The sequence below is a fragment of the Ruegeria sp. genome, assembly GCF_965243365.1.
Lineage (GTDB): Bacteria > Pseudomonadota > Alphaproteobacteria > Rhodobacterales > Rhodobacteraceae > Ruegeria.
Map to the genome: position 1 here is coordinate 1279465 of NZ_CBDEUW010000002.1, position 22741 is coordinate 1302205.

Below are 22741 nucleotides of genomic sequence, written 5' to 3' on the forward strand. Positions count from 1 at the left end.
CTACCTGTGAGGCAGAAATAGACGCTAAAATTCTTTTATGACGTAACAATCAAAAGTCGAACGATAGTAATGAGTGACAAGCCGGAAAGAATTTTTGTTGATCTGGACGGGACTCTGATCAGAACCGATCTGTTTGTCGAGGCTATCCTTCTGTTCCTCAAAAGCAATCCGCTTAACATCTTTTCTGTGATCTTCTGGCTGCTCAGGGGTATTCCCTATGCCAAGGAACGCATCGCGCATGAGGTCAGTTTCGACGTCGGAACGCTCCCTTTTGAAACCCCTCTTTTGGACTACCTCAGACAGCAGAAGGAACGCGGCAGGCGGTTGATACTGGCAACAGCCTCACACCGCAGATATGCGGATGCGGTCGCTGACCATCTGGGCTTGTTCGACTCTGTTTTGGCAACCGATTCCAATCGCAACCTGAAAGGCCGCAACAAACTGGCTGCGATACAAGATTCAACCGACAAAGATGCGTTTACCTATGCCGGAGACAGCACCGCCGATAGCCCGATCTGGGCCGCTGCTGCGTCCGGTATATTCGTCAATGCGCCGAAATCTGATGTGGCGACCGCCCGAGCGTCGGGCACGGCCGAGAAAGTGATCGCGTCGCGACCGCCATTGTGGCTTGCCTTTCTTAGATCGATGCGCCCCCATCAATATGCGAAGAATGCACTGATCTTCGTGCCTCTCTTTACCTCTCAGGTATCACTGCCGATGTCCGGGGTACTTGCTGCACTTCTGGCCTTCCTCTGCTTCAGCCTTTGCGCGTCGGGCGTGTATTTTCTGAACGATCTGGTCGATTTGTCAGCCGATCGCAAGCACGCAAGCAAACGGTACCGTCCATTGCCATCGGGTGACCTGTCCCTGCAAGCAGGCGTGGTCGGCGCGGTGGCTTTGCCTGTCGTTGCATTCTTTCTGTCTTTGGTGTTCTTGCCTGTGGTGTTTACGGTCGTCCTGTTCGCCTACCTTTTGATCACGATGGCGTATTCGTTCTGGCTGAAACAGATCGCAACGGCAGACGTGATGGTTCTGGCTTCGCTATATACGATACGCGTGATCGCGGGGGCGGCTGCGACCGGCATCGTATTGTCTTCCTGGCTATTGGCGTTCTCGATGTTTATCTTCGTCAGCCTGGGTTACCTGAAACGCTATGTCGAAGTGGCCGCAGCACCGGAAATTGACAGCAAGGTCCATGGCCGCGACTACTCCCACGCGGACAGTGAAACGATGTTCGGCCTAGGCGTCGCGAATATCACCGCCGCCGTTGTTATTCTGGCGCTCTATATCAACAGCCCCGAGGTGCAGGGGTTTTACAGAACACCTGAGATTTTGTGGCTGCTGTGCCTGCTGCTTTTGTATTGGGGCAACCGCATCTGGGTTGGCGCCCGGCGCGGTAAAATTTCTGATGATCCGGTCCTGTATGCCCTGCGGGACAGAATTAGCCTCATGATTGGGGCCGCTTTTGTAGTGTGCACTTTGGCGGCAAAATACCTCGCCCTATGATGAATGCAGCCGAGCGGGCGCTGGGATGGTGAACCTGCCAACAGACAAGGAACCGCCGCGGTCGTCTTAGCCATCGTGCAGTCTAAAGATCGAAAACGAAGGAGAACACATATGTCATTCTACTGGTCTGCCCTACTGGTCGCCGTCTGCGCGAACGTTTTGACCAACGTGTCGTTCAAACTGGCCGTACAGCAGCTTGCCGGACCGGTCGATATTCGCGCCTTCTTGGTGTCTCCCTGGGCATGGGCCGGTCTGATAAGCGGCTTGCTGTTGCTAAGCAGCTTCATCGTCGCCATCCGAGGGCTTGAGCTGAGTGTTGCCTATCCCGCCGTCACAGGGTTGGCGATGGTGGGTATTCTTGTCGTCGGTTACTTTTTGTTCTCAGAGACCCTGAACTGGCAGAAAATTGTCGGAGTCGGCTTTGTGGTGACCGGCGTAATCATCCTGTCGCAGGTAAAACAGGTTTGACGTCGGGGTTCGGGCGCCCGACAGCATACGCGAAGTTTTGATTTTTTGGCCACATTTCGGTAGTTTTTGGCCAAACAAGCGGACATTTGCACGTTTTTATAGCCATTTATGTCTCGCATTGCCTGAGCAAAAGAATCACTGAAGAATGCCACCCAGCTTCCCAGCCTATGGGGGCAGGCAGTGTTAATGAGCAGCAAGGCAAAAAACAGTCAGGGAAATAACCAAACTTTAACCCAAGGTGGTTCACAATTTTGCCACGATTGAGGCGCCGAATATTCACCAGGGATATCTTCCCGAGGAATAGTCGCCGCCGATGGCAAAGTTTAAGGCGGATGGGGTCAGAACCGGAGGGCTAGAAGAAATGATGGGGTTACTGGGAATTGCAATTCTTGTCGGCCTGAGCGCCGGTGGAATAGCCTTGTTTTCCGGGTACTCTCTGTCGATGGCCTTGGGGTTTTACATGATGGCGGGCTGGATGTTCCTTCTGATGGCAATTCTTGCCATTGTCAGCGTCAAATTGTTTAAAGCTCGCACGCAGAAACAGCAAAGCCCATTGGTGTCCTAAGCCGCTGCCTTCACTGCAGTTTCCAAGTCACAGCCGCAGAATCTGCGACAACTTTGTGCATTGTCGTTCCCATTCAAAACCCTGTCTAAGTTGATCATCTTTAGTCTGGTAACGGCACAATGTGGTTCCGGACACGTCCGCTATGTCTGGAATTTTAGTCTGATTGGTGGCTCTAAACTGCCGCAATTATAGGAAAAATTTTGAAGGGTCGTGAATTCCTTTGAACACAGCGCCGAGGCATGCTCACTTGGTCACAAGTCAAAACAGTAATACGCGCACTATCGCGCCGCCGAACATGAACAAGCTTACATCTACACATCGGCCAGTTATTCACGATCAAAGCGTTCCGACGCTTAGTATCGTTGTGCCAATGTTCAACGAAGAAGACGTGCTGCCCATCCTGTTTGAGCGTCTTGGGACATATTTGGATGATCTGGGCGAAAGCTATGAAATTATCTGTGTCAATGACGGAAGCACAGATCGAACCGCCGACCTTCTGAACGATGCCCACCAGCGTGACAATCGCATCAAAGTGCTGAACTTTTCCCGAAATTTCGGGAAAGAGATCGCTTTGACCGCCGGACTCGATGTTGCAAAGGGTCAGGCCGTTGTACCGATAGACGCTGATTTGCAGGATCCGCCCGAGCTGATCGAGGCCTTCCTTGAAAAATGGCGTGAAGGCTTTGACGTTGTCTATGCCGTTCGACGTCAACGCGACTCTGATACTGCGATGAAGCGCTGGTCAGCGGCCAAGTTCTATCAGGTTATCAACAGGCTTTCCGGCGTACCTATTCCCGCCAACACCGGCGACTATCGGTTGATGGATCAACGCGTGGTGCGCGCCATAGTTCAATTGCGCGAACAAAACCGTTTCATGAAAGGGCTTTTTGCCTGGGTCGGGTTTCGGCACGCGCATGTTGCCTATGACAGACCAAAACGCGCTGCGGGCGAGACGAAATTCAACTACTGGCGGCTTTGGAACTTTGCTTTGGACGGCATTACGGGGTTCAGCACGGTCCCTTTAAGAATAGCCGGGTACATCGGAATTCTGACTGCCTTGGCTGCGATCGTTTACGGCTTGTTCCTGATGCTGCGCACCATGATCCATGGCGTGGACGTTCCAGGCTATGCCTCTTTGATGGTTGCCGTTCTTCTGATCGGCGGTCTGCAACTCGTCGTTCTTGGCGTCATAGGGGAATATCTGGGGCGACTATACGAGGAATCCCGGAATCGTCCGCTGTATATTGTTGAAAGCAGTCACGGGATCGAGCCGGACGAGGACGCCAACACCTGATCACTACAGAATCTGACCACTCGCGGACCAGCTACTTCAGCAGCCCGTCCAGATAGGCGCCGTACTCGTTCTTGGCGAACATTTGTGCCCGTTCACGCAACTGCTCATCCGTGATCCACCCTTGTTGCCACGCAATCTCTTCCGGGCAGCCGGTTTGCAGGCCTTGACGTTCTTCCAGCGTGCGCACGAAATTACCTGCATCCAAAAGGCTGGCATGGGTGCCGGTATCCAGCCAGGCGTATCCCCGCCCCATGGTTTCTACCCTCAGTTGGCCCTCTTCCAGATACATCTGCAGCAGATCGGTGATTTCAAGTTCGCCGCGCGCAGATGGGCGAACTTTTTTCGCGCGCTCTGACGCGGTTCCGTCAAGAAAATACAGCCCCGTTACAGCGTAATTTGATGGAGGGGTTTCTGGCTTTTCTATGATCTCACGCGCGTGCCCCGAGGCATCAAACGCAACCACACCATATCTTTCGGGATCCGCCACATGATAGCCAAACACCGTCCCGCCAGATGCATGACTGTCGGCCGCTGCCAACAGCTTTGGCAGACCATGCCCGAAGAAGATATTGTCACCAAGGACCAAGGCAGCGGGCGCACCGGCCAGAAACTCTTCAGCAAGAACGAATGCTTGCGCCAACCCATCGGGGCTGGGCTGCACAACATAGTCCAGGGTCACGCCCCATTGGCTGCCATCCCCTAAGGTACGCCTGAACTGGTCCTGATCCTGTGGGGTGGTGATCACGCAGATCTCGCGAATTCCGGCCAGCATCAGCACGGAAAGCGGGTAATAGATCATTGGCTTGTCATAAAGCGGCAGCAGCTGTTTCGACACAGCCATGGTGATCGGGTAGAGCCGAGTGCCGGATCCCCCCGCCAATATGATGCCCTTTCGTTTACTCATGATGCTGTTCCAGATCTCTTAGAATATCGCTCAAACCCCGCCGCCAATCAGGGCGGCTAATACCAAAACTTGTCTCCAGTGAGGAGCAATCAAGGCGGGAATTCAATGGCCGTTGTGCGGGGGTGGGATAGTCGCTTGACGGAATTTCATTCACATCGCACTGGATTCCGGCCTGATCGAAAATTTCGCGGGCAAACTTGGCCCAACTGGTATTCGGCGCGCCGGCAAAGTGGTAGATGCCTGATTTATTTGGGTCTTTCGCCAACACCCCGGCCATTGAAATACAGGCCGCTGCAATATCGCGGGCGGGTGTCGGCCCCCCAATCTGATCGGCGACGATCGACAATTCGGCACGTTCGACCCCTAACCGCAACATTGTCTTGACGAAATTGTTGCCGTGCGCTGACACAACCCAAGACGTGCGCAGAATGCCGTGACAGCCCTTCGCGCGGGTTATTCCCCGCTCTCCCGCCAGCTTTGTTCGCCCATAGGCACCCAGCGGATTGACCTTGTCATCCGGCTTCCACGCGGCTTGCCCGGATCCGTCAAACACGTAGTCGGTCGAAACAGAGACAAACGGAATACCCATTGCGGCACATTCCTGAGCCATTGCCGCAGGAGCCTCGGCGTTGATGAGGGTCGCAAGCGCTTCCTCCTCCTCCGCGCGATCCACCGCGGTATAGGCCGCAGCATTGATAACGGCTGTTGGGCCCGTCGAGCGGATCGCAGCAACGCATTCGTCTGGCCGCGTCAGGTCAGCGGCAGATCGATCAAGGCAAGTGACATCGTCAAACTTTGCCAGCTCCTGTGCAACCTGACCGGTTTGGCCGAAAACCAGAACGGTCATTGGCCCACACCAAGTCGTTTCCCGACGCCTTCGCGGTCTTGCAGCCCCCGCCACCACGGTTCATTGTCCAGATACCACCGGACCGTGCGTTCAAGACCTTCTTCGACGGTGACCGATGGCCGCCACCCCAACTCTTGCCGGATGCGGGTCGGATCAATGGCATAACGAGCATCATGACCCGGGCGATCTTCTACAAAGGTGATCAGCTCGGAATAAGGCGACGGTCCGGGACGCAAGCGGTCAAGAATACCGCAGAGCGTCTGCACGAGCTGTAAGTTCGAACATTCGTTTTCACCGCCGATATTGTAGCTTCGTCCGACCTGACCCTTTTGGGCCACCAACAACAGAGCCTCGGCGTGGTCTTCGACATATAGCCAGTCCCGGACATTGGACCCATCGCCATAGATTGGCAGAGGCTTGCCCTCCAGAGCATTCAGAATGATCACCGGGATCAGCTTTTCGGGGAAATGGTAGGGGCCGTAGTTGTTCGAACAATTCGTCAGCACCACCGGCAAACCATAGGTTTCGTGCCACGCCCGCACCAGATGGTCGCTGGCGGCCTTGCTGGCTGAATAGGGCGAGCGGGGATCATAAGGCGTCTCTTCGGTGAACTGGCCCGTCGCGCCAAGCGATCCGTAAACTTCGTCGGTCGAGATATGGTGGAACCGGAAGTGATTGGGTCGGCTCTGTCGGTCCCAGAACCCTCTTGCGGCCTCAAGCAAGGTATAGGTACCGGTGATGTTGGTTTCGATGAATGTCCCCGGCCCGTCGATGGACCGATCCACATGAGACTCCGCCGCCAGATGCATGATCGCATCGGGGGCATGTTCGGCCAGCGCCTGATCCACGGCAGCGCGATCACGAATGTCAGCCTTTATAAACGTGTAGTTCGGATCGTTGGACACCTCTGCCACATTTGCGAGGCAAGCTGCGTAGGTCAGCGCATCCAGATTGATCACCTGATGCCCGTTCCGGATCGCCCGGCGCACGACAGCCGACCCAATAAAGCCCGCACCGCCTGTCACCAAAAGCTTCATGCTGTGCCCTCCCAATAGAACGGGCTATCGAATTCGGTCAGAGCGGGGGCCGCAGCGTCCTTGTCCGACAAAATCGGCGCGGCGTTTAAACCCCAGTCGATGCCACAACTGTCCCACCGCACGGCACCATCGCAATCAGGCGCATAATAATCGGTGCATTTATAGCAGATCTCAGTATCCGGTGCTTTTGTGACAAACCCGTGCAGAAAGCCCTTGGGAACCAATAATTGCCTGCCGTTCTTTGCCGTTAATTCAATACCGAACACTTGGTGGTAGGTCGGTGATCCCTTCCGGATATCCACAACGACATCGAACAAAGCCCCCTTGCCGCATCTTACCAGCTTGTCCTGAGCGTGCGGCGGAGACTGATAATGCATGCCGCGAAGCGTGTTTGGATTGGCGGAAAGCGAATGATTGTCCTGGACGAAATCCAAATCGATCCCATTCTCGCATAGGGTCTTGCGGTTCCAGGATTCCGAAAAGAACCCGCGTGCATCCCCATGCCGTTTGGGCGTCAGGACCAAGACACCTGGCAAGGTTGTCTCTTCGATCTGCATATCCTCATTACCCTTTTAACCAATTAACCAAATAGCACCCGCACTCTCGGCTGTCAGGTCATTCTGAGGGATCGCGCCGAACCCGGATAAAATACTGCAAATATATGAAATTCCTGAGCAAACCAAATGTCACCCAATTCACCAATTTTTTTCGGCGGCCATAAAACTGTCCCTGAATATGTTCCAGCTTCAATCCAGACCCCGTCATCAGCCCTATCGCCGTTTCGCGGACAAACCATCTGAGATGCGTGCGATCCAAAATGCCTTTTTCGGCGTAGTTGAAGCGCCCTTTGAAGACCAGCGGGATCACCAGCCGGTGATTCCTGACATTTGGAACGCTCGCAACAATTACACCGCCCGGTTTCAGCATTTTGTGGCAGGTCTCAATGATGGACCAAGGATCGGTCAAATGTTCTAAAACATCCAGGCACAGGATGACATCGAAGGCGCCCTGCTCTTCCGCGATCTTTTGTAAAAGCGACGAGTCTTCCAGATTGCCGGAATAGGCCGCGTCCACGCTTGGGTGCTTTGCATCAGCCACCAAGTCGACAACAACGTATCTTTCGGCTTTTCCCGCATCTTTAAGGTAGCCGGCCGAGGCCCCGATGCCGCCACCGATATCCAGAACCGTATTTTGCCCCTGTGGCACCAAGTCTAAAACGTCCTCGCGGACCAATGCGTGATAGTCTTCGCGGACTTGAATGTTTTCCATATTTTTCAACTTGTTACAAAAAACCTTCGCTGGATATTATCGATCAGGCCGACAGAAAACAACACTGCGAACGACCCACTTGGCAGGGTGAACTGTTTGCGCTGCATTCGTCATACAACCCTTTTGAAAGCTTGAATTCCGTCCTGCAGCCATTTCAGACACAAAATCAATAGCAGCTTGCATCTCTGCACCCAACCATTGAGCCGTTAACTTCCATCAAACAGCAACAATCCCACCGAATGGTGCGCAATGTATCTAATACCTTTGAGATATCCCCTTTTCATGTAACATTCGACTGACAGTTCTTTGCTTGCCGAAGATATGCTCTAGGATAGAAGCCTGATTTTAGGGTTACATTGTGCAATGAGTGCTCCGTTATTATCAGTCGTTGTTCCCTGTTTCGACGAGGAGGAGTCGCTGCCGGAACTGGTGCGGCGGGTTCTTGCTGTTTGCAGTGAAACCGTTGGTCAGAACTTCGAATTTATCCTGATTGACGACGGTTCGCGGGATGAGACACGATCGCTGATCCGCAAGTTCAGCGATGAACACCCGTCGATCATTGGCGTTTTCCTGTCTCGAAACTTTGGCCACCAGTTGGCTTTGACCGCTGGTTTGAAAGTTTGCAGTGGCAGGCGCATCCTGATCCTGGATGCAGACCTTCAAGACCCACCTGAGCTTCTGCCGGACATGATGCGCTTGATGGATGACGGTGCTGATGTCGTCTATGGCAAACGGACCGAGCGGCAGGGCGAAACACACTCGAAACGTTTTTCTGCCCACCTGTTCTATCGCTTCCTCAACATGCTGGTTGATATCGACATCCCGCAGGACACCGGGGATTTCCGTCTTATCAGTCGACGCGCCCTAAGCGTGCTGAACGAGATGCCGGAACAGCACCGGTTCATTCGCGGCATGGTCAGCTGGGTCGGCTTCAAACAAGTACCGCTGGAATATACCCGGGTTGCCCGGTTTGCCGGTGAAACAAAATACCCAATTCGCAAGATGCTTAGCTTTGCCATGGATGCCATTGCCGGCTTTTCGATCGTTCCCCTACGTCTATCGATCTACCTTGGTTTCATTTGCGCGCTTCTGGGTCTCTTTTTCTTTGCCTATACGGCCTACAGCTATCTGACCGGTATCGCCATTCAAGGTTGGACGACGCTGATGTCGGTTGTGCTGATCCTTGGCAGCGGGCAACTTCTGGTTCTGGGTGTGATCGGCGAGTATCTGGGGCGGCTCTATATTCAGTCCAAAAAACGGCCCCTGTTCATCGTCGAAGAGATCGTCCGGCAAGGAGAGGTTTCAACCTCTGACAACGACCCGGATGACCTGGCATTGCCCAGTGGGATCGCCTCATCACAACACGCGGCGCAGTAGGGCGGGCTATACGAAATGTCAGTCAGAAGCGTTGTAACATTTGTCGTGACAGGCGGGATCGTGACAGCGGTCCATGTCGCAGTCGGCTTGATGGCCCATCATTTCGCCGGGCTCGACCCCTTCAATGCAAACCTTGTCGCCTATTCGGTGGCATTCTTCGTTTCTTATTTTGGCCACCGGAATTATTCCTTTCGGTCCCCCGGACGTATTCAGACTTCGATGCCGAAATTCTTTGTCATTTCGGTCATCAATCTTTTTCTGAACCAGATCATCGTGTTCACCGTCTCAGATATGCTCGGCCAACCTTATTGGGCCTCTCTGGCTGTGATGATCGCGATTGTGCCGACGTTCACCTACGTCATGAGCAAGATCTGGGCCTTTAGTGATGGTGATTTTTGATGGATGACTTGCAGAGAGTGGCCATGCCCCAGCACACAATCCCCCGCCCTGTGGTTTTGGGTGTTTGCCTGTTGATGTGCGGCCTTGGAGTCGCCTACTTACTTTATAAAATTCAACAACTTGCTGGTTCTCCGGGGTTTGATTTCCGATATATCTGGCTGGCCGGGGATATGTGGCTTGATGGGGTAAACCCCTATGGTGACACCTACGAAGCTACCGGGGCCGCCAAAATCGAGGCAGGCCATGTACCCATCATGTGGGTTTATCCCCCGACGTGGTGGGCCTTTGCCACGCCCTTCGGAACGCTCGGCTTGCATGCGGCGAATGTTGCGTGGAACATCTGCGGGCTGGTTCTGGTAATCGCTATCTGCGGGATGACGTCCAGCGCCCTGATCTCAACCTTTTCCAGCTTTAGCCAGAGTGTCGCAAGCCGTTTTGGGGGAATGGTTTTCCTGCCGGTGTTCAGTGCACTGTTTTTTCTAATGGCCATTTTGGAAGCCACGGCAATCCTGTTTTCAGTCGGTCAAACCACTCTGATTGCGGGTTTTGGAATTACACTGATGCTGTGGGGGCGGATCAACCAACGGCTGTTTCTCGAGGCCATAGGCCTGACGCTGGTCATTCTGAAACCTCAGATTGGCGGTCCGATTGCCATATTGCTTCTGCTGCTTGATCACAGATCGCGCAAGGTGGTTGCAATATCGTTTGTGCTGTCAGTTCTGCTGATGATACCGGCACTGGTGACCGCGCCAGGGGCGATCTTTCATTTCTTGCAAAATCTCGGGGCTTATGACGGGTTTACCGCCGCCAACCTACCGCAATCCATGACCGGCATCCGGCTGATAATCTGGGAGATTGCGGATATCGATATCGGGAACCCCATCGCCACTGTTGTGACCTTGGCTGTGATACTTTCGCTTTGCGTCGGCCCAGCCCGCGTGGCCCGCTCGGAAGACGATCAGGTCCTGGCCTGGCAGATTTTTGGGCTGACAAGCGCAGTGATTGTCGCGCTGGCCCCACTACATATCTATGATTTTGTATTGATCGCCGTCCCTCTGGCAATGCTGTTTCTGGGGGGGTGGGTCAGCTCAGCCCTTGCTTTATGTGGTGCACTTTTGATCTGGCGCTCTGAGAATCTGGCTGATGTCTGGGCCTTTCACGTCCCAGAGGTTGAGATTTTTCCGAGTTCCCGGCTGGCGACAATTGGTGCGATCATTTTCCTGCTTGCGGTAATTTCGGTCACGCAGCAACTGAACCGACAAGCCGTTGATCGATCCGTTGTGACATGACCGGCACGATTTTCCTGACCGGTGCAACAGGGTTCGTCGGCCAACGATTGGTGCCTGTGCTTATTGCGAAAGGATGGCGTTTGCGCGTTCTGCTGCGCGACGCCAAACAATCCTCCGCGTTTCCCGATCAGGTTGAGATTTGCGTCGGTGACCTGACCCATCCGGCCAGCTACCTTTCGGCGCTTGACGGGGTGGATGCCGTTGTCCACCTGGGCGCGCTGACCGGCAAGGCTTCAAGGCAGGACCATGAACGGATCAATCGTCGAGCCACCAAAGATCTGATCTCGGCCTGCTCAGAAAAGGGTATCAAACGCTTCCTTTTCGTCAGCACTATCGCGGCTGGATATGCAGACAAGTCGTTCTACCCGTACTCCGAGGCCAAAGCCCTAGCGGAACAAGAGCTTGCCGCGTCGGACCTGACATACACTGTTCTTCGTCCCACCCTTGTCCTTGGACCAGGTTCCCCCATTGCAGATGCGCTGGGAACCCTGGCCGGCTTGCCCGTCGTTCCGCTACCGCAAAAAGGAACAGACGTCAGTGTGCAACCGATCGCGGTTCAGGACGTTGCGCGTGGGATAGCAGAAGTATTGGATCGTGACGCGTTTGATCGGGAAACTTTGGACCTTGGTGGCCCGGACGTCGTGTCGATGCGGGATCTGCTGGGAAGGATCGCGCAGCTGCATTTTGGCCGTTCACCACGTTTTCTAAAGCTACCGCTGCGGTTGGTGCAGTGGCCCCTGGCCCTGTTGGAGCCTGTGGCCCGAAATGTCATGCCAGCCACCGCCGGGCAATTCGCAGTTTTCGGCAACAACTCGACCATCGCGGACAATTGGCTGGTTCATGCCTTGAGGTCCGAAATGGCGAAACTGGACGATCAGATTGGCACGCCACCGCCAAAGGATACCGACGATACACATGGTGTGGCCGACGCCCCTAGAACCGCACCGCAGGACGCCCGGGCCGAGGCGGAAACCTTGGGCAAACACATGTCAGGATTATCGCCCAGTTCAGCGGCAATTGCGCATTATGCAAAAGCACTAGAAACGCTCGGACTGGATCAGGAAGGCAACCGTTTTGATCAACTGACACTATCTCTTGCGCGACGCGGAGGGCTGAGGCTTTGGCTGGTTGACGGGTATTGCGGATTGTTCCACCGGCATGGTGTATTGCGGCGGCGGCAGGTTCTGTGCGCCGCGATATTGGAGAATGACGTCCAGACACATCGATCATTTGACGACGCCCCAGATATCGGCGCTGGTGGGGCCTTTTTCCGGCTTGCTGCCGTTGGACTAATGTCTGTTATGGCGACCGTGGTCGGAGCCCTTATTCTCATGCCCACACGCATTTGGCTCGGCCGATCCAAACCTGCCGCCGCACGCGGCCCGAAGTGACATGCATATCGTCGTTGTAGGATCTGGCCCCAGCGGTGTTCACTTTGCCCAGACCGCCCTGGAACGGGGGCATAACGTGACAATGGTCGATGTCGGCAAAACCGGGCACGAGAAACCTCTGCCACAAGCCGGGTTCTACGATCTGAAGGCCACGCACCCCGATCCTGTCAGCTATTTTCTGGGTGAAAGATATGAGGCCGTTAGCCTGCCCGCCGCCAATCCCGATCAGGATGAGGAGTATTATGGGCTGCCGGCGTCCAAAGACTATGTCTTTGATCACCCGCCCCGATTTGGGATGCAAACACATGGGTTGTCCTCACTTGTGTCCTTTGCCGCTGGGGGTCTGGCGGAATGCTGGACCGGCGGTGCCTATACGCTGAATGATGATGACCTGAGCGCATTTGGGTTCGGTTATGACCACATGGCGCCGCATTATGCAAAAGTGGCTGAACGTATTGGTATTGGCGGAAAGGCCGACGATCTGGCCGACTGGTATCCCGTGCATGACGGGATGATGGACCCCATCGCGCTGGACAAAAGCAGCGCGATGCTGCTTCAAAAGTACGAATCCCGGCGCAACAAGCTTGGCAGCAAGCACCCTGGCATACGTTTGGGCCGTTCGCGTCAGGCCGCATTGTCAGCTGATCTTGGCTCCCGGAAGGCATGCACCGAGTGCGGCCGGTGTCTGTGGGGATGCCCCAACGGGGCGTTCTACACTCCCTCTCTGACACTCGCTTCGCTTATGAGACACCCGCGTTTCACCTATGTCCCAAACCGCTTTGCAAGCCACTTCGAGGTGACCGCACAAAAGTCACTGGAAAATGTCGTCACTTATGCCGCTGGCGGCACTGAGGAAAAAATCATCGGTGACGCCTTCGTTCTTGCCGCTGGAACGCTGAGTAGCGCCAATCTGTTTCTGCGTACGGTTTACAAGTCCAGCCGAGAAATCATCAAACTGCCCGGGCTTATGGATAACCAGCAGATCCTTGCCCCGTTCCTTAACCTGTCCATGCTGGGGCGGTCTTATGATCCGTCTTCCTATCAGTACCACCAACTTGCCATCGGCCTGGAGGGCGAAAGCCCCGAAAAATTTGTCCACGCGCAAGTCACGACCATGACAACGGGCAGTGCCCATCCGGTTATTGCGCAGGTCCCGCTGGGCATGCGTGCCGGGCGTCAGATTTTCACAACGATACGGTCCGCACTTGGGGTCGTGAACCTGAACTTTGACGACACCCGGCGCGCGGAAAGCTATGCCACGCTTAATCCACGGCAAGACGTGGAGGGGTGGCCCGCACTGTCGTTGACTTATGCCTCGCCCAAAGGCCAGGACCGCGAAATCTCTGATGCTTTGTCACGGTTGAAGCGCTTCATGCGTGATCTCGGGGCCCCATTGGTTCCCGGCATGATCCAGATTCGGAAACCCGGTGCCAGCGTGCACTACTCTGGCACACTGCCGATCTCGGAAAATGGCGGAGAACACACCGTCACCCGGGATTGTCAGTCGAACGATTTTGACAATCTTTTCGTGGTAGATGGTTCAGTCTTTCCGGCACTGCCGTCGAAGAACCTGACCTTTACATTGATGGCAAATGCAACCCGGGTCGCCACGCAGGCGTTCTGAATTACTCTGCAGCGCATGCAGGCTTAGACGGCCGTTGAAGTCAGCGCCACTAGTCTCCAACCGTGCCTTGCAGCAACGCATCGGCGTGAGCCTGCAAATCTGACGTCACGCGCAGGTATTCCGAGATGTTGTTGTAGGCCAAAAACGGTATGGCAACGACCGCAACGGTCAGGAACACGGGTCGCGCCCGGCCAAGAACCGAAAAACCTGCCAGCAACAGCATCGCCGGGACAAAGTTCAGCGAATACAGAAATGTCTCGTCGCCGTAGAAAAGATGCAGCAGGACCTGAAACAGCAGATAATAGACCAACGCCTGCGCAATCACTTTGTTCGGACCGGGTTTGACAACGGCCGTGACAAGACCAAAGACAAATACAATCGCCCATGCCACAAGGCCGATCACACCGATCCAAGTCAGCGCGGTGAGAGGCGTGAACTGAACAGTCAGCCGCATCCATTCCGGAAAGGTCGGGTTATCCAGAAACGGCACGTCTGGTACGGAAATTGAATACGCAAAGAACGCGCGAAGCTTGTCCAGATTGCCGCCCGCAAGTTCGTTGAACACATACTCCATCTCTTGCTTCATGCGAGGCACAAAGAAATTTGCGCTTGGAAAAGCCACTTTCTGGACCGCAAACAACGCCGTCGCAATTGCGAACCCGTCGACCAGTATACGGACAGCGCGTTTGTAGTGGTTGGCGGATAAAACAGTCAAAATACCTGCCATCCAATTCGTGGTTGTGATCGAAAACGCCACGACCGTCGAAAGCGATTGAATGATCTGTGGCACCGTTCCACGCTGGATGAGAATCCCCATGGCCAGAGCGATTGTGACTGTCAAAGCGCCAAACGCATACGCTTCTGGAACGGTCATCCAAAAGATTGCGGCGCTGGAAACCATTCCAAGTACGGTGAAAATGATGGCGTCCAGGCGAAAAAGCCCCAGGCCGCGAAATCCCGCAAAAAGAACCCCGGCCCAAAGACCTGCTGCTGCTGAAAGCGAACCGATCGCCGCAAGCCGTTCGGACAAGCCAAGCAGCATCAAAGCCTTTGTGGACGGGAACATCACGATCGGCTGCAGGGGATGAACGTTTGTTCGATAATTATTCGCGTACCGGTCCACCATCATATCCTGAACGCGGATCAAATCGGCCTCGAACCACACCCATGCTTCGCGTGCGGGGTCGATTAGCGCCGGGGGGATCTGAAGGGCAAGCAACGCGTACATCACCCCACTGACGACACAAATAAGGGCGGAAATGCCCAGATCAACGCGGCGCACGGCCAGCCAATTTACGAAGGTTCGCAGGTTCTGAGACAATACCCGGCGATCATCGGGAATATCATGGGCGATTTCGCTGAATAAACGCCGGAACATCTGAAACCTCAAACCAAGTAACTAACGCACAAACAGAACCAGAAGGCCAAATCAGGCCCCCAAAACCTATCCTTATGTTGTGCAGCTACTTTGTCAAAGGGCAAACATTTGGCGCAAATGTCGCCCTTTCTGGTTCAGTCTCTCACCGGGATCGCCATTGTTCACGACTAACCGTTTAGCCCACCGGCAAGAAGTCAGCTATCCATCCAATCCGACAGGCTTGCCAACAACCGTGAAATGCAGCCCCTCCGGGTCCAGCAACTCCGACGCGACGCGGTTTACATCTTCCAATGTTACAGCGTTTACCTTGTCATTGCGGGTGGCGATGTAGTCAATCGGCAGGCCTTCCATCTGCATCCCGACCATGATCCCGGCGATCCGGCTGTTGCCGTCAAACCGCAGCGGATAGGCACCGGTCAGATAGGTTTTGGCGTCATCCAGCTCTTTCGGAGTCACGCCTTTCTCGGCTGCACGGGACCATTCGTTACGGATCACCTCAACGGTTTCGGCAATGCGATCATTGGCCGATGACACCGAGCCCATATAGACCGAGGCCAGATCCTTGGGCACCAGATAGGTTCCAACACCGTATGTGAGGCCCCGTTTTTCCCGCACTTCCTGCATCAGACGGCTTTCAAAACCGCCACCACCCAGAATGTGATTCAGCAAAAACGCCGGGAAGAAATCCGGATCATCCCGGTCGATCCCCCGCTGCGCGAACAGGGCAACAGATTGCGGCGTGTCGAAATCAACCACGGTAATGCCACCCGCAATGTTTACGTCCGCCTTCTCGGGGATCGGTTTCCCGGTTTCCGGCAGGTCCGCCAACAGCTTATCAAGTATAGCACCAAGTTCTTCGGCTGTGATGTCGCCGACTGCCCCGACATACAGCCGGTCTTTGGCGAAGACACCGTCATAGGCCCCAAGGATATCGTCACGCGTCAGGGCTGAGACGCTTTCAATGGTCCCCTTACCGTCCGACCCATAAGGGTGGTCGCCATAGGCCATTTCCGCAAAACTACGACCGGCGATATCGTTGGGGTCAGTCTGATCCGACCGCAAGCCCGACAGAACCTGCGCGCGGACCCGTTCGATTGCGTCCTGATCAAAGCGGGGCTCGTGGAGTGTGGTGCGCAGCAGATCGATTACATCCTCGCGGTTCTCGGTCAGAAACTGTGCCGATATCGCAACGGAATCATCGGTCGCGCGATAACCGAACGACGCCGCCAGAGACTCCAGTTCGCGGGCATAGGTGCGCGCATCCATATCGCCCGCGCCCTCTTCGATCAGGCCGCTCATCAGATAAACCGCGCCACGCGCGTCCGGATCATCCAGCGATGTACCACCGCGAAACCGCAGTTCAAGTGCGGTGAAAGGGATCGAATGATCTTCGACCAGCCAAGCGGTGATCCCGCCGGGTGAGGTGACCTCTTTGATCTGAATCTCGGCCCATGCGGGCAGAGCGATAACGAAGACGATCAGGGTTGCGAAAAGCTGTTTCATTGCGTCACCTCATCGTCGCGCATCAGCCAGCCAGTCACGGATGTTTCGGGCTGCAGCACTTCTCGGGCAGCCGCGATGATTTCTTCGCCGGTCACCGCCTGAAGAATATCGGGCCAGGCCTGCACGTCTTCGACCGTCAGACCACTGGTCAGGGCGCGGCCATAGCGATTGCCGATGCCATCCACATTGTCACGCGCATAGGTCTGCGACGCCCGCAACTGCATCTTGATCCGGTCAAGATCTTCTTCGTTCACACCTTCGGCGATGAAATCTGCAACGGCCTGATCCATGGCCTCTTCAGCCTCTTGCAGCGACACGCCCTCGGCAGGAACAACAAGCAGGTCAAAGGTCGTATCGTCCAAAGATACGCCCCGATAGAACGCGCCGGTGTAAACGACCTTTTGCTGCTCGAATTGCAGCTTTTCGTTCAGATAGGACGTGGTGCTGCCGCCCAGCAGTTCGGCCAGCAGGAACAGCGCCGCAGCCTTTTCCTGTGCTCCGGCATCCCGTTCCGGTGCCAGATAGCTGCGTTGCACATAAGGCTGAGCAACCCGTGGGTCCTTATAGGTCAAGCGCCGCTCGGCCGTTTGCGGAGGTTCCTGAGACCGCACACGTTCCGGCAGGTCCGGGTTGGCAGGGATCACGCCATAGTATTGATCCGCCAGCGCTTTGACCTCATCAGGCTCCACATCACCGGTGACCACCAGAATGGCATTATTAGGCGCATAGTGAGTCTGGTAGAAGGACAGGGCGTCCTCCATATCCAACTCTTCCATTTCGTGTTTCCAGCCGATAATCGGCACACCATAGCGGTGGTTCAGATACTGCGCGGCGTTCATCTGCTCGCCAAACAGGGCGCGAGGGTTGTTTTCGGTACGCTGATTGCGTTCTTCCAGGATCACATCGCGTTCGGTTGCGATATCTTCATCGGACAGCCGGATATTGCGCATCCGGTCCGCCTCCATCCGCATCATCAGTTCAAGCCGGTCGGCCGCGACGCGCTGGAAATAGGCGGTGTAATCGTAAGAGGTGAACGCGTTGTCATTGCCTCCGTTGGCGGCGACGGTGGCCGAAAATTCACCCGGGGCCAGCGTATCGGTCCCTTTGAACAGCAGATGTTCCAGAAAATGCGCCACGCCGGATGACCCAACGGGTTCGTCAGCCGAACCAGCACGATACCACACCATGTGCTGTACGACGGGGGCGCGGTGATCCTCGATCACAACAACATCCATGCCGTTATCCAGCGTGAATGTAGTGACCGCCTCGTGGCCTTCATTGGCCAACAAGGGGGTGGCAAACAGGGCAGCCGACAATGCAAGGGCCCGAACCATGGGGCATCCTCCGTTTCGTTTTATGGTGTTCAAACTACGGTGACGCTGCGCGGGTTCAAGGCCGATGACGGAAAGTTAAGAAGTTTTCATCCGCCGGGCGGGGCTGATGGTGTCTCAATCCCCTGGCGGCGCGCCGCCTCGTTCTGAGCGTCCGCATCCAGCGCTTGTCGCTTGTAAGCCTGTGAATAACGATCAACCGGGAACAGGCGCAGGCGGGTAAAACGGGCTTTGCGCTTGCGGAATTCCGCGTCTTCCTGCGCAGTCACTTCGCGCGTGTTCGAGGGCACACCATAGCGGCTGGACGCCGTAACAAGCGCGCCATCCGAAGAGGGAATCGCCGTGTTCGGGTTCAGCGCAGCAGAACTGCCACCCAGCGCTATGACCGCGTCAGCCTGAGGCGTCGGGTCGGTCAGGTTTCCCCCACCGGGTGTGGGCGCGGGCAGGAACGCGTAGTCTTGCGGCTGTGTCAACGGCTTCACCGGCAATACCGAGAATTCATCAGGTCCCGGCCCGGGCGGCTGCAGATTGCGCAAGCCGATATCCGAGCAGCCCGCTACCGCAGCGGCAAGTGTCAGGGCAAGTATGGCGCGCGGCATCCGCATCAGTGTCTCCAGCCAGTTTCAGGCGCTTTTATCGCATAACATCCGGCGCGTCACGAGGGCTTTTTGCCATCAAACAGCACCAGTCCCAACGCGCCCGCAAAAATGAACACATCGGCGATGTTGAACACATACGGGTTGTTGATGCCACAGCAGGACATGTTCAGAAAGTCCAGAACATAGCCGTATAACAGCCGATCCACCACATTGCCCAACGCGCCGCCGATCAAAAGACCCGCACACAACAACATGAGTTTCGTGGGAGCTGTCCGGCCAAGCCAGATCAGAACCCCGATGCAGATCACCAGCGAAATTCCGATCAAAACCCAGCGCGCTGCATCGCTGTTACCCTGGAACAGCCCGAAATTGATCCCGCGATTCTCGCCGTATTTGAAGACCAGAAGGGACGGCAGCACGTCAATGCTCCCCTCGGCCACGCGCAGGACGTGAACGACCAGATACTTGCTGATCTGGTCGATCAGAAACGCAGCCAGCGCGGCCCAGAGTAATACATGAGACCGCATCAGTGACGGAAATGCCGCATACCGGTGAAGACCATCGCCAGACCGGCCTCGTCTGCGGCGGCGATCACCTCATCGTCGCGCATCGAACCACCCGGCTGGATGACACAGGTCGCGCCTGCCTCGGCGGCCTCCATCAACCCGTCAGGGAACGGGAAGAACGCGTCTGACGCCACAGCCGAACCGATTGTCAGAGGTTGCGGCAAATCCAGCGCGTCGGCCATGCGTTCGGCTTTCTTCGCCGCGATCAGGGCCGAGTCGACACGGCTCATCTGCCCGGCGCCCACGCCCACGGTCGCGCCGTCCTTGACGTAGACGATGGCATTGGATTTGACGTGCTTGGCAACTTTCCACGCGAACAGCAAGTCACGCATCTGCGCGTCAGTGGGTGCTTTCTTGGTAACAACCTTCAGGTCATCCATCCCGACAAAGCCGTTGTCCTTGTCCTGCACCAGCAAACCACCCGCAACCTGACGCACGGTTTTGCCGCCTGCGGTCACATCGGGCAAGCCTTCGGTCGTCAGCAATCGCAAGTTCTTCTTGGCGGCGAAGATGGCCTTGGCCTCATCAGAGGCACCGGGCGCGATCACAACCTCGGTGAAGATACCGGTGATTTCCTGCGCGGTTTCGGCGTCCAGCGGCTGATTCAGCGCAACGATCCCGCCAAAGGCCGAGGTGCGGTCACAGTCGAAGGCGGCCTTGTACGCCTCAAGCAGCGTGGCACCTTTCGCAACACCGCAAGGGTTGGCATGTTTGATGATGGCGCAGGCCGCATTCTCCGCCGGATCGAATTCGGCCACCAGCTCAAAGGCGGCATCGGTGTCGTTGATATTGTTGTAGCTCAGTTCCTTGCCCTGATGCTGTACGGCGGTCGCCACGCCGGGGCGGTTCGTACCGTCAGTGTAGAACGCCGCCTGCTGATGGCTGTTCTCACCATAACGCAGCGTTTGTTTCAGCTCACCAGCAAAGGCGCGGCGGCGTGGAGCCTGGGCAGCCAGTGCGTCAGCCATCCAGTTTGACACGGCGGCATCATAGGCGGCGGTGCGGGCATAAGCTGTCTGCGCCAGATTCTGACGGAACGCATAAGAGGTCTGCCCGTTATTTGCCGCCAATTCGGCCAGCAGCGCATCATAATCCTGAACATCAACCACGACATTGACAAAGGCATGGTTCTTCGAGGCCGCCCGGATCATCGCCGGGCCGCCGATATCGATGTTTTCAATACAGGTGTCATAGTCCGCACCCTTCGCCACAGTCGCCTCGAACGGGTAGAGATTCACCACCAACAGGTCGATCGCGCCGATGCCATGTTCATTCATCGCAGCCACATGGCTGTCATTGTCTCGCAAAGCCAGCAATCCACCATGCACCATCGGGTGCAGGGTTTTCACACGACCATCCATCATCTCGGGGAAGCCGGTGATCTCGCTCACGTCCTTGACCTCAAGCCCCGCATCACGCAGCGCCTTTGCGGTGCCGCCGGTCGACAACAGCTCGACCCCGCGCGCGGCCAATGCCTTGCCCAGCTCGATCAGCCCGGTCTTGTCGGAAACGGAAAGCAGCGCGCGGCGCACGGGGTGAAGGTCGGTCATGGGTCCAAAGGTCCTTTTGGCGTCAGTCGAATTCTGGCTCGTCCCGGTGCAGGTCGCGCACGGCATAGGCTGTATCCTGAGCCTTGCTGAGCGTCCACCGGATGCGCGTCGCATACTCCATTGCGCGGCCAGATAGAACGATCTGTTTTGTCGCGCGTGGCTTTAAACGCCCATTTTCCAGATAAACGCTTGGTTCGACTGACAGTTTTGCCGTGCCATCATGGCGGAACACCCAGATCTCACCGCTTTTGAGCGCCATGGACACCGCAGCCCCCCCCAGATCAAGCGCCGCATCGACGTCCGGGTGCAGGTGAAAACGAACATCAAAGGGAATCCCTTTCAGATCCGATGCATCCAACGCGCGGTCGAATTGCCGTTTTGATCTGTCTGTCGCCGTCAGCAAAATGTCTTCACCAATCAGCTCTCGCCCGTCAAAGCGCAGCTCAAAGGTGCGGGCATGGGTCAGACCGAACACTCTGGTGTAGCCATCATGCCCGACCATCAGACGCTCACCTTCAAAGGCCTGTTCGGTATCGGTCGGTACGTCCTGCGGTGCGTCCACCAAAGCCTCGCGCCCCGAGCCCTTGACGGGCGAGGTCAGCCGGGCGCTGGAATACCCATCCAGGCACAGTGTTGAATGCGAAGGCGTCGCCCGTCCCGCACGCCGCCAGTCCTGACCAAAAGTAACCCCCGACCCGCAATTCACGATCAGCGGTCGCCGCCCGGATGTCAGCTCAAACGCCAGGGTCGAGGCGTGGGCGTTATACGAAGCCGCCCCGGTCGGAGGCGCGCTGGCATCCACAATCACGGACGTCCGCGCGGCTGTCATCCGCGCATACCCCATGGAAAGACCTGCGCTTGGTTGATGTTTAACGCCGCTTTGGGCAAGAGCCTGATCCAGCCGCCCCTCCAAACCGCGCCCTCCACCATGAAAGCGCGCCAAAGCCCCATCCGCATGGCGCAGGCTGCGCAGCGTGGGGGCAATACGCTTGATCGCCTCGGTATGGCCTGCAGGCGTGCCGCGCCCCACTTCATTCAGCGCGGCCGAGGTCCAGGACAATAGCGTAAAGACTTCCAGCAATTCCTCGGGGTTTCGGGTCGGGATACCCCCTTGCGCATCCACCTGCCGATCACATTCCTGCGCCAGCGCGCGCAGTGCCGGGTCGGCCATCTGCTCAAGCCCCTCAAGCGCCAGCCCGGCCTGCACCAGCCCCGCCAGTGCTTCGAACCGCGGAAGGCCCGGGGTGGCTGCATTCCACCGCTTGGACAGGAACCACGTCTGCTGCGCCAGAGACCGAAAAAACGCCTTGCTCTGCGCCTCATCCACCCCGCGCAGCAAGAACAGGGCGTGGTTGATCCAGCGCATGACCCTGCGGCCCGTCAGATCCGGCGCCCAGCCGGGCCCTTGCCCCCGACCATGGGCCTCGATCCAGCCCCAAACCCACCGCTGCGCTTTTTCCCGCGCCCGCATATCTCCGACGGCGGCCAGATCGTCCAGCCAGACGAACCCGTGCCTCTCATTGTCGAAATCAATGCTTGGAGCAATCACATCCCAAAGGTCGGTGTCTTCCGCCTCGACCAAATAACCCGCAAACAACAGGTTTCCGGCCACCAACTGTCGCCCGCGCGCGAACGCGCCAACAGTGCGTGGTTCGGGCTGACCGACGAACCCGGCCACCGCTTTGCGGCGCTGTGCCAGCCGCGCGTAAAGGCGGTTCTGAAACCGCATCCATCGGTTGGCCATGGTGTCTGATTGTGACATGACGCTCGTTACTCTGCCCCCGACGCTCTGTCGGCGTCTGAACCAACGATAGACGGGTCCGTTCGTCAAGTCATCGAAAACA

General features: G+C 56.3%; 21 protein-coding genes. 9 read left to right on the plus strand and 12 right to left on the minus strand.

Annotation, left to right across the window (positions count from 1 at the left end):
- Positions 1-69 precede the first annotated feature (69 nt).
- The 4 genes from ACP0GE_RS10010 to ACP0GE_RS10025 all read left to right on the plus strand — a co-directional run bounded on the left by ACP0GE_RS10010 (position 70) and on the right by ACP0GE_RS10025 (position 3833).
- The gene (locus ACP0GE_RS10010) at positions 70-1506 is read left to right on the plus strand and encodes a UbiA family prenyltransferase (protein WP_424831805.1); all 1437 of its coding nucleotides are present in this window, start codon (positions 70-72) and stop codon (positions 1504-1506) included.
- Positions 1507-1617: 111 nt separating this feature from the next.
- The gene (locus ACP0GE_RS10015) at positions 1618-1974 is read left to right on the plus strand and encodes an SMR family transporter (RefSeq protein WP_424831806.1); all 357 of its coding nucleotides are present in this window, start codon (positions 1618-1620) and stop codon (positions 1972-1974) included.
- A 313-nt stretch (positions 1975-2287) separates the two neighbouring features.
- Positions 2288-2539: a hypothetical protein gene (locus tag ACP0GE_RS10020; RefSeq protein WP_424831807.1), complete on the plus strand. Its 252-nt coding sequence runs from the start codon at positions 2288-2290 to the stop codon at positions 2537-2539.
- A 295-nt stretch (positions 2540-2834) separates the two neighbouring features.
- Entirely contained in the window at positions 2835-3833 is a 999-nt protein-coding gene (locus ACP0GE_RS10025) for a glycosyltransferase family 2 protein (protein ID WP_424831808.1), read from the plus strand.
- Between the two features lie 31 nt (positions 3834-3864).
- Here the strand turns inward: ACP0GE_RS10025 and rfbA are convergent, their stop codons facing one another.
- Genes rfbA through ACP0GE_RS10050 form a run of 5 tightly spaced genes read right to left on the minus strand, consistent with a single transcriptional unit; the run spans position 3865 to position 7890 of the window.
- Complete coding sequence (gene rfbA, locus ACP0GE_RS10030) at positions 3865-4737, minus strand: glucose-1-phosphate thymidylyltransferase RfbA (protein ID WP_424831809.1); 873 nt, start codon at positions 4735-4737, stop codon at positions 3865-3867.
- Entirely contained in the window at positions 4730-5584 is an 855-nt protein-coding gene (gene rfbD / locus ACP0GE_RS10035; RefSeq protein WP_424831810.1) for a dTDP-4-dehydrorhamnose reductase, read from the minus strand. The genes rfbA and rfbD overlap by 8 nt, the downstream gene beginning before the upstream one ends.
- Positions 5581-6621 (minus strand): dTDP-glucose 4,6-dehydratase, encoded by a 1041-nt coding sequence (gene rfbB / locus ACP0GE_RS10040; RefSeq protein ID WP_424831811.1) that lies wholly within the window; start codon positions 6619-6621, stop codon positions 5581-5583. Before rfbB ends, rfbD begins: the two co-directional genes overlap by 4 nt.
- Positions 6618-7178 carry a dTDP-4-dehydrorhamnose 3,5-epimerase gene (gene rfbC / locus ACP0GE_RS10045; RefSeq protein WP_424831812.1) on the minus strand — a complete coding sequence of 187 codons (561 nt, stop codon included), beginning with the start codon at positions 7176-7178 and terminating at the stop codon, positions 6618-6620. The genes rfbB and rfbC overlap by 4 nt, the downstream gene beginning before the upstream one ends.
- A gap of 58 nt (positions 7179-7236) precedes the next feature.
- Positions 7237-7890 carry a class I SAM-dependent methyltransferase gene (locus tag ACP0GE_RS10050; RefSeq protein WP_424833834.1) on the minus strand — a complete coding sequence of 218 codons (654 nt, stop codon included), beginning with the start codon at positions 7888-7890 and terminating at the stop codon, positions 7237-7239.
- A gap of 363 nt (positions 7891-8253) precedes the next feature.
- On the opposite strand from ACP0GE_RS10050, the gene ACP0GE_RS10055 reads away from it, so the two are divergent.
- Genes ACP0GE_RS10055 through ACP0GE_RS10075 form a run of 5 tightly spaced genes read left to right on the plus strand, consistent with a single transcriptional unit; the run spans position 8254 to position 13970 of the window.
- Positions 8254-9267 carry a glycosyltransferase family 2 protein gene (locus tag ACP0GE_RS10055; protein WP_424831813.1) on the plus strand — a complete coding sequence of 338 codons (1014 nt, stop codon included), beginning with the start codon at positions 8254-8256 and terminating at the stop codon, positions 9265-9267.
- A 15-nt stretch (positions 9268-9282) separates the two neighbouring features.
- Positions 9283-9666, plus strand: coding sequence for a GtrA family protein (locus ACP0GE_RS10060; RefSeq protein ID WP_424831814.1), 384 nt, complete (start codon positions 9283-9285; stop codon positions 9664-9666).
- Between the two features lie 23 nt (positions 9667-9689).
- Positions 9690-10955 (plus strand): glycosyltransferase family 87 protein, encoded by a 1266-nt coding sequence (locus ACP0GE_RS10065; protein WP_424831815.1) that lies wholly within the window; start codon positions 9690-9692, stop codon positions 10953-10955.
- Positions 10952-12346: an SDR family oxidoreductase gene (locus ACP0GE_RS10070; RefSeq protein WP_424831816.1), complete on the plus strand. Its 1395-nt coding sequence runs from the start codon at positions 10952-10954 to the stop codon at positions 12344-12346. The genes ACP0GE_RS10065 and ACP0GE_RS10070 overlap by 4 nt, the downstream gene beginning before the upstream one ends.
- Position 12347: 1 nt before the next feature.
- On the plus strand, positions 12348-13970 hold the full coding sequence (locus ACP0GE_RS10075) for a GMC oxidoreductase (RefSeq protein WP_424831817.1): 1623 nt from the start codon (positions 12348-12350) through the stop codon (positions 13968-13970).
- A gap of 49 nt (positions 13971-14019) precedes the next feature.
- Here ACP0GE_RS10075 and ACP0GE_RS10080 read toward each other — a convergent pair whose 3' ends face one another.
- From ACP0GE_RS10080 to ACP0GE_RS10110, 7 genes are all read right to left on the minus strand, one after another.
- Positions 14020-15348, minus strand: a complete 1329-nt coding sequence (locus ACP0GE_RS10080) for a hypothetical protein (RefSeq protein ID WP_424831818.1) — start codon at positions 15346-15348, stop codon at positions 14020-14022.
- Between the two features lie 198 nt (positions 15349-15546).
- Positions 15547-16851 carry a M16 family metallopeptidase gene (locus tag ACP0GE_RS10085; RefSeq protein WP_424831819.1) on the minus strand — a complete coding sequence of 435 codons (1305 nt, stop codon included), beginning with the start codon at positions 16849-16851 and terminating at the stop codon, positions 15547-15549.
- A complete protein-coding gene (locus tag ACP0GE_RS10090; protein WP_424831820.1) occupies positions 16848-18185 on the minus strand; it encodes a M16 family metallopeptidase in 1338 nt (445 codons plus the stop codon). The genes ACP0GE_RS10085 and ACP0GE_RS10090 overlap by 4 nt, the downstream gene beginning before the upstream one ends.
- Before the next feature lie 86 nt (positions 18186-18271).
- Positions 18272-18787: a DUF3035 domain-containing protein gene (locus tag ACP0GE_RS10095; RefSeq protein WP_424831821.1), complete on the minus strand. Its 516-nt coding sequence runs from the start codon at positions 18785-18787 to the stop codon at positions 18272-18274.
- Positions 18788-18837: 50 nt separating this feature from the next.
- Positions 18838-19308, minus strand: coding sequence for a signal peptidase II (lspA, locus tag ACP0GE_RS10100; RefSeq protein WP_424831822.1), 471 nt, complete (start codon positions 19306-19308; stop codon positions 18838-18840).
- Positions 19308-20897: a bifunctional phosphoribosylaminoimidazolecarboxamide formyltransferase/IMP cyclohydrolase gene (purH, locus tag ACP0GE_RS10105; RefSeq protein ID WP_424831823.1), complete on the minus strand. Its 1590-nt coding sequence runs from the start codon at positions 20895-20897 to the stop codon at positions 19308-19310. Before purH ends, lspA begins: the two co-directional genes overlap by 1 nt.
- 22 nt (positions 20898-20919) lie before the next feature.
- Positions 20920-22659, minus strand: coding sequence for a heparinase II/III family protein (locus ACP0GE_RS10110; protein ID WP_424831824.1), 1740 nt, complete (start codon positions 22657-22659; stop codon positions 20920-20922).
- Positions 22660-22741: the final 82 nt, after the last annotated feature.